Raw genomic sequence first — 7,604 nt, forward strand, 5'->3', positions numbered from 1 at the left:
ACACGCTCCCGAAGATCGTCCGAACGCGCCTTGCCCATAATAGCCTCCCAATCAGAAGACCCATGGACTCACGGTTCGGACCCGATGGGAATCCCCCGCTCGATCACATTCGATTCAACTCAGCGGGCGGCTGCTCTAGTTCAGGAAATGAATCTGTTCTGACTCGGCGCGCGCATCAGACTATCCTGCTGATCTGGCCGAAGCGGAGGGGATATGGCGAAGGATGGTTACGAGCAGTTCTGCCCCGTCGCCATGGCGGCGGAGGTGCTCTGCACCCGCTGGACGATAGTTCTGCTGCGTGAGTTCATGGCCGGCTCGACAAGGTTCAACGCCCTGCGCCGCGGCGTGCCGCGCATGTCGCCGGCGCTCCTCTCGCTGCGACTGAAGGAGCTGGAGGCGGCGGGCGTGGTGTCCAAGTCGGTCGGCGGTCGGGGGGCGTCGGGGTCCGAGTACCGACTAACCGACGCGGGTCGGGAGTTGATCCCGATCATTCAGGCCTTTGGCGTCTGGGGCCAGAGATGGATCGACTCTGACCTGTCGCTGTCCCGCCTCGACGCCCAGTTGCTGATGTGGGACATGCGGCGCAACCTCGACCCCGACCCCCTGCCCCCGCAGCGCAGCGTTATCCGCTTCGTCTATCCCGAGGTCGCGGCCGCCCATTCTCAGTGGTGGCTGATCGTCGAGCCGGGCACCGACGTCGACCTCTGTTCCGTCGATCCGGGCCACGACCTGGACCTCGACGTCCGCTCCGATCTGCGGACCATGACGGCGATCTGGATGGGGCGGGAACGCGTGGACACCGCCGTGGCTGACGGCCGACTGGCCCTCGACGGAGACGCCGGCTTGCGCCGCAGCATGCAAAAATGGCTTGGCCTAAGCCCATTTGCCAAGATCGCCCTGCCTGAACGGACAGGGCTTCCGATGGAGCGTTGAACCCCGTTCTGAGCAACATGCCGCGGTCTGGTGTAGGCGCACCGCTGAAGTTGCACGGACAACCGCTCAAGGTCCGCCTAGGGGCGAAAGCCGGAACTCACGTTCCCGGCTCCCCCATCCAACGCATCCGGCAGGCCATGATCGCCGTCTCGCCCAGCCGGTCGACCAGCCGCCAGTTGACCACCGCCCCGATCGGCGCGCCGACCACGGGGATCAACTGGGCCATCTTGGCCAGGTCGATATAGTCGCGGTATTCGATCTGGAAACGCCGCCAGTCATAATCGGTGACGGCCTGCGGCTGGTCGACCCCGGCGATCCATCGCTCCAGCTCCGCCAGCGCCTGGGGCCGTCGTTTGGCGCTGGCGAAGGCCAAGTGGAAGATGTGCAGCAGGAACAGGCGCTCGCGCCCGGAGTCGCCATCTGTGTCCCCGCCCCAGCCATAGGCCCCGACCACGTCACCCAGCATCCGCACCTTGATCGCCATCAGGGCCAGGAAATCCACCACCGCCAGCACGAAGCCACCGGCTCCCGCGACTCCGCCCTCGACGCTCGCCGTGGCCCGATAGGTCCGGATCATCGCCCGGGCCCGCTGCTCACGCGCCGCCAGCGACCCGTCCGCCACGGGCCGCGCCTTCACGATGTCAGAGCCGAACAAGATCCCCTTCGTCATCGCCTCGACGCCCGCGGTGATGACGGCGTGGACCCGCTCGGGGATGATCCGGTTTATCCGCTCCTGCGTCCCGCGCGTGGCCTTGTCCCACAGGCCCGGTTGTTTCAGCACCCTGGCCCGCCAAGCCTCGACCTCGGCGCGCACCGTCGCCTCGTCCACGACCGTGATCAGATCGGTCGGCGTGTCTTCGGCGCTGATGATTTCGGGCAGGCTGGCCATACAGGCTCCGGGTCACGCGGCGTTACGGTTGCAGGCGAAAGCGCGCGGGTCTAGACCGCCGCCACGGTTCCCCCACCCAGCTCAACCCTTGGCCTCAAGTAGCGCGAAGCGCGATAGGCCCCTGGAGACAAATATGGCTCGCGCGAAGATCGCCCTTATCGGCGCCGGCATGATCGGCGGCACCCTGGCCCATGTGGCCGCGCGCGAAGCGCTGGGCGACGTCATCCTGTTCGATATCGCCGAGGGCACCCCCCAGGGCAAGGCGCTCGACATCGCCGAGGCCACCGCCGTCATGGGCTCGGACGTCACGCTGAAAGGCGCCAACGATTATGCCGACATCGCGGGCGCCGACGTCTGCATCGTCACCGCCGGCGTGCCGCGCAAGCCGGGCATGAGCCGCGACGACCTGATCGGCATCAATCTGAAGGTCATGAAGGCCGTCGGCGAGGGCATCAAGCAACACGCCCCCAACGCCTTCGTCATCTGCATCACCAATCCGCTCGACGCCATGGTCTGGGCCCTGCAGAAATTCTCCGGCCTGCCGAAGAACAAGGTCGTCGGCATGGCTGGCGTGCTCGACTCGGCCCGCTTTGCGTATTTCCTCGCCGAAAAGACCGGCGTCTCGGTGCAGGACGTCCACGCCTGGACCTTGGGCGGCCACGGCGACGACATGGTGCCGATGGTGCGCCATTCGACCATCGGCGGCCTGCCCCTGCCCGACGCGGTCAAGGCTGGCTTTCTGAGCCAGGCCGAGCTCGACGCCATCGTCGACCGCACCCGCAAAGGGGGAGGCGAGATCGTCGCCTTGCTCAAGACCGGCTCGGCCTTCTACGCCCCGGCCGAGAGCGCCATTGCCATGGCCCGCTCCTATCTGCTGGACCAGAAGCGCGTCCTGCCCTGCGCCGTCTGGCTGTCGGGCGAATACGGCCTCAAAGACCTCTACGTCGGCGTCCCCGCCATGATCGGCGCCGCCGGCGTCGAAAAGGTCATCGAATTCACCACCAATGCCGAGGAAAAGGCCATGTTCGCCAAGTCGGTCGAGTCGGTGAACGGCCTGATCCAGGCCTGCAAGGACATCGACGGCAGTCTGGCCTGAGGGGCAGCCAGACCAATCTGACAGCAGGGTTGCGGAGTGATCCGTGCCCCGTTTTCTTGCCCCGCTTGCGGGGGTGGAGGAACGGGCGGCGAAGCCGATCGGACGACGGTCGCGTCCTCGCCGAAGGCGAACAGCGACGATGGGGAAATTTCAAACCTCCCTCTCCGACCCTGGATCGCTCGGCGATCGACGGGCCAGCTGTCCCGCAAGCGGGACAGGGAGAAGCGATCAGTTCGCCGCCGGCGGCACCACGACCAGGCTTGCCGCAAACATCCGCAGCATCTGCAGCCAGATTACCGTCGGCTCCTGCAACTGGTCCGTCCCGGTGCTCGTCAGCACCACGTCGTACTGGGCCACCGCCCCGGCCTCGGCGAGCGTCGCGCCGGGCACGAAGAAGGCCTTTAGATAGCGGTTGTCGCGGTTCCAGCCGTTGATCTGCTCGACCGTGATCGGCCCCGAAAAGACGGCACTGAACTGCACGTCGTCGCACAGTCCCGCTCCCGTGCAGTTGTAGAAGGTCAGGGTCCACGGCAGCGGCTGGTCCGCGATCGTCAGCACTCGGGCCGTGCCGTTCGCCGTCGGCTCGGCGACCGTTCCGCCCAGACCGATCAGCCAGGTTCGGGCATCGCCGACCATGACACCCTTGGTCGCGGCGACAGGCGCGGTCTGCGCGGGTGTCGGGGCCGGCGTCTGGGCGAAGGCGGGCGTCGCGGCCCCGAGGGCGAGAATTGTGAACAGGACGGGCAGGCGCATGGGAAGTCTCCGGGACAGCCGAGGGTAATCAACCGGCCCAAGCGGAATTGTGGCGGTCAGCCTACGCTGTTCTTTCGCGCATCAGCCAGTCCGCCCCGGCCATTTCGTTCAGCCGCGACGCCGTGCGTTCGAATTCGAACGCCCCGCCGCCTGCCGGATGGAGGGCGTTTGGGGCTGCCTCGGCCAAGGCCACCAGCCGTGTCCCCGCCTCATAGAGGGCGTCGATCAGGGTCACGAATCGCCGCGCCTCATGGTGATTGTCTGGTCCCAGAACCGGGACATCCTCGAGGAACAGTGTGTGGAACCGCGCGGCTACGGCCAGGTAGTCCTGCGGCCCCAACGCCGCGCCGCACAGCTGGCCAAACGTCGCCCGCGCCAGTCCGCCGTCGGTGCGCTCGATGACCACGTCGCGGCCAAGCACCTTCAGATGCGCCGGGCATTCGGCCTGATCGCCCTTCAGATCGGACCAGAGAGTCTCGAACGCCACCCGGTTGGCCGCCTCAGCCGGCGCGAACCAGACGCGGTCGCCCATCAGCCGGTCCAGCCGCCAGTCGCGGGCACCCGAGACGCTGACCACCGCGCATTTCGCCTCGATCAGGTCGATGAAGGGCGTGAACAGGTCGCGATTGATCCCGTTGAGATACAGCTGGTCCGGGGCCCGGTTCGAGGTCACCGCCAGCACCACATTCTGCTCGAACAGGGCCTCGAACAACCGGCCCAGGATCATGGCATCGGCGATGTCGGTGACCTGCAGTTCGTCGAAACACAGCAGCCGCGCCTCCGAGGCGATCAGCTCGGCCACCGGCTTGATGGGATCGTCGCCCTTCGATTGACCGAACAGGCGTTTTCGCGCCTTCGCATCGCCCTCGCGCCACTGGCGGATCAGGTCGTGCACCCGGGCCATGAAGGCGTGGAAATGCGCCCGCGTTTTTCGCGGCTCGGGCGCGCAGGCAAAGAACAAATCCATGAGAATGGATTTGCCCCGCCCCGGCGGCCCCCACAGATAGACACCCCGCACCTCGGGCCGGGCGCCGAACAGACCGCGTCTGCGCAGGTCCTTCTCCAGCCGCGACAGGGCCTCGACCACAGGAACCTGCGACGGATCGGGCGTCAGCCGACCGTCGGCCAAACGACGGTCATAAGCGGTGCGTATGCGTGAGGGCATCGTTCCCGGGCTTAGCCGGGCGGGCTCTCGCTGAAAAGCGATTGCTTCGCGCCCGCGAAGGCCCACATAGGCCACCAACGTCCGGCATCCGGTCATCCAACCCAAACCGCCCTCAAGCCGTGAGCGACCGCGTCGCGAACTTAGGGCGTCCGAAGGACATACAAAAATGGGCTATCGCGTCGCCGTCATAGGCGCCACCGGCAACGTCGGTCGGGAAATGCTGAACATCCTCGAGGAACTCGATTTCCCTATCGAGAAAATGCACGCCGTCGCCTCGCGCAAGTCCAAGGGCGTCGAGGTGTCGTGGGGCGACAAGACCATCAAATGCGAGGACATCGAACTGTTCGATTTCTCGACGGTCGATCTGGTGCTGATGAGCGCGGGCAGCGATGCCTCGCGCCTGTGGTCCGAGAAGATCGGTGCCGCGGGCCCCGTGGTGATCGACAACTCCTCGGCCTTCCGCATGGACCCCGACGTGCCCCTGATCGTGCCCGAGGTGAACCCCGACGACATCAAGCTGGCGAAGAAGAAGAACATCATCGCCAACCCCAACTGCTCGACCGCGCAGCTGGTCGTTGCGCTCAAGCCGCTGCATGACGCTGCCAGAATCAAGCGCTGCGTGGTCTCGACCTATCAATCGGTCTCGGGTGCCGGCAAGGCAGGCATGGACGAGCTGTGGAACCAGACCAAGGCCATCTACGGCCTTGGCGACGCCCGCCCCAAACTGTTTCCCAAACAGATCGCGTTCAACGTCATTCCCTACATCGGTGCCTTCCTCGACGACGGCTACACCGACGAGGAAGCCAAGATGTGGGCCGAGACCCACAAGATCCTCGATCCCGACATCAAGCTGACCGTCACCTGCGTACGGGTGCCCGTCTTCGTCGGGCATTCGGAATCCGTCAATCTGGAGTTCGACCGACCGATATCGCCCGACGAGGCCCGCGCTATCCTGCGCGACGCGCCGGGCGTGCAGGTCATCGATAAGCAGGAGCACGACGGCTACATCACCCCCGTCGACGCCGCTGGCGAGCACGCGGTCTATGTCTCGCGCATCCGCAAGGACCACACGGTCGAGAACGGCCTGAACCTCTGGATCGTGTCCGACAACCTGCGCAAGGGCGCGGCCCTGAACGCCGTCCAGATCGCCCAGCTGCTGGACGAGACCGGCATGATCAAGCCCGCGTCGGGGTATCGAAGCATCACCGTCTGACAGCCGTGGTGCCCGCCCCGTCCGCCGCCCCCCGCGCCGCCCTGCTGTCCGCCTTTGGCTGCTATGTCATCTGGGGCTTCATGCCCCTGTTGTTCATGGGTCAGGCGGCGATCGGCTTCGACTCGCTGGAGATACTGGCGCACCGCGCGCTGTGGGCCGTAGCGGTCGCCAGCCTTCTGGTCGTGCTGGCGCGTCAGGGCGGGCAGGTCCGGGCCGTGTTCGCCAATCCGAAGACGCTGGGCTGGCTGGCGCTGTCGACCCTACTGATCGGCGTCAACTGGGGCCTGTACGTCTGGGCCACCACCCATGAAGCGACGCTGGAGGCCAGCCTCGGCTACTATATCAACCCGCTGCTCAACATGGTCGTGGGGCTTTGGCTGTTCCGCGAAAAGATCGACCGCTGGGGCTGGGTCGCCATCGGCCTGGCCGCGATCGGGGTGCTGGTCCAGGCCATCGCCCTGGGCCGGCCACCGTGGATATCCCTGGTCCTCGCCGTCAGCTTCGCCAGCTATGCCGTGATCCGCAAGCGCGTTCCGATCGACGCCCAGGCCGGCCTGCTGGTCGAATGCCTGCTGCTGGTTCCGTTCGGCCTGGCGTGGGTGCTGTGGCTGCAGCACACCGGCGCGGGGGTCGCCTTCGACAGTCCCGTCAACACGATCTGGGCCATCGCCAACGGCCCGGCCACGGTGATCCCGCTGGCCCTGTTCGCCTGGTCGGCGCGCCGCCTGCCGCTGTCGACGCTCGGCTTCATCCAGTTTCTGGCCCCGACGCTCCAGTTCGCCGTCGGGGTCTGGGCCGGCGAAGCGCTGACGCCCCTGCGCATCGTCAGCTTCGTCTTCATCTGGGGCGGAGCGGGTGTCTTCGCGGCGGCCGCCTTCTTCCGCCACAGGGCCGAGCGCGAAGCGCCGAAACAACCGGTCGCGCCGGTCTGAATCCTCCCCCATCGGGGGAGGGGGACCACGAAGTGGTGGAGGGGGCCTGCCGCCCACGCCGTCTTGAGCTATCGTCGCTTGATGTACCCGCCCCAACAGACCATCGAACGCGCGAGGGAGCTTCGGCGCAAACTGACGCTTCCGGAAGTTGTCCTGTGGAATGCCATCTGCGGAGGCCGCCTCGGTGACGCGCGCTTCCGCCGCCAGCATCCGCGTGGCCCCTACATTCTCAATTTCTATTGTGAGGAAGCGAGACTGGCCGTTGAGGTCGACGGCTTCGGTCACGAGCATCCAGATCAGTACGCACACGACCTGCGACGAACCGCCTGGCTGACCGCGCGCGGGATCAACGTCCACAGGATCGCGGCCCGTGATGTGCTCAGCAATCTGGAGGGTGTTCTCACCGACCTCAAACGAAGAGTCTTTGTCCCGCCCCCTCCACCACTTCGTGGTCCCCCTCCCCCGATGGGGGAGGATTAGGTAGCTCCAGCCCTGTCCACCGCCCGCAAACGCTGGATACTCGCCGCCACCGTCCTCGGCTCCAGCCTGACCTTCATCGACGGCTCGGCCCTCGGCGTTGCCCTGCCGGCGATCCAGAGCGACCTCGGCGCGGGCCCCGCCGC

The 7,604-nt window shown here is 66.4% G+C and carries 8 protein-coding genes; 5 read left to right on the plus strand and 3 right to left on the minus strand.

All coding sequences use genetic code 11. From position 1 onward, the window contains the following. Positions 1-213 precede the first annotated feature (213 nt). Positions 214-933, plus strand: a complete 720-nt coding sequence (locus ACESMO_RS05445) for a winged helix-turn-helix transcriptional regulator (protein ID WP_372707157.1) — start codon at positions 214-216, stop codon at positions 931-933. 97 nt (positions 934-1,030) lie between these two features. Here the strand turns inward: ACESMO_RS05445 and ACESMO_RS05450 are convergent, their stop codons facing one another. Beyond that, on the minus strand, positions 1,031-1,822 hold the full coding sequence (locus ACESMO_RS05450) for an EcsC family protein (RefSeq protein WP_372707158.1): 792 nt from the start codon (positions 1,820-1,822) through the stop codon (positions 1,031-1,033). A gap of 133 nt (positions 1,823-1,955) precedes the next feature. On the opposite strand from ACESMO_RS05450, the gene mdh reads away from it, so the two are divergent. Continuing rightward, positions 1,956-2,918 carry a malate dehydrogenase gene (gene mdh, locus ACESMO_RS05455; protein WP_372707159.1) on the plus strand — a complete coding sequence of 321 codons (963 nt, stop codon included), beginning with the start codon at positions 1,956-1,958 and terminating at the stop codon, positions 2,916-2,918. 228 nt (positions 2,919-3,146) lie between these two features. On the opposite strand, the gene ACESMO_RS05460 is transcribed toward mdh, so the two are convergent. Then, positions 3,147-3,671 (minus strand): YbjN domain-containing protein, encoded by a 525-nt coding sequence (locus tag ACESMO_RS05460; protein ID WP_372707160.1) that lies wholly within the window; start codon positions 3,669-3,671, stop codon positions 3,147-3,149. A gap of 61 nt (positions 3,672-3,732) precedes the next feature. Continuing rightward, entirely contained in the window at positions 3,733-4,836 is a 1,104-nt protein-coding gene (gene zapE / locus ACESMO_RS05465) for a cell division protein ZapE (protein WP_372707161.1), read from the minus strand. Positions 4,837-5,002: 166 nt separating this feature from the next. Between zapE and ACESMO_RS05470 the strand changes: the two genes are divergently transcribed. The 3 genes from ACESMO_RS05470 to ACESMO_RS05480 all read left to right on the plus strand — a co-directional run bounded on the left by ACESMO_RS05470 (position 5,003) and on the right by ACESMO_RS05480 (position 7,461). Beyond that, on the plus strand, positions 5,003-6,049 hold the full coding sequence (locus ACESMO_RS05470; protein WP_372707162.1) for an aspartate-semialdehyde dehydrogenase: 1,047 nt from the start codon (positions 5,003-5,005) through the stop codon (positions 6,047-6,049). Between the two features lie 8 nt (positions 6,050-6,057). Further along, the gene (gene rarD / locus ACESMO_RS05475) at positions 6,058-6,981 is read left to right on the plus strand and encodes an EamA family transporter RarD (RefSeq protein ID WP_372707163.1); all 924 of its coding nucleotides are present in this window, start codon (positions 6,058-6,060) and stop codon (positions 6,979-6,981) included. 81 nt (positions 6,982-7,062) lie between these two features. Next, complete coding sequence (locus ACESMO_RS05480) at positions 7,063-7,461, plus strand: endonuclease domain-containing protein (RefSeq protein ID WP_372707164.1); 399 nt, start codon at positions 7,063-7,065, stop codon at positions 7,459-7,461. Positions 7,462-7,604 lie beyond the last annotated feature (143 nt).

Origin of the sequence: Brevundimonas sp. (assembly GCF_041688735.1) — a bacterium.
In the GTDB taxonomy this organism is placed as follows: Bacteria; Pseudomonadota; Alphaproteobacteria; order Caulobacterales; family Caulobacteraceae; genus Brevundimonas.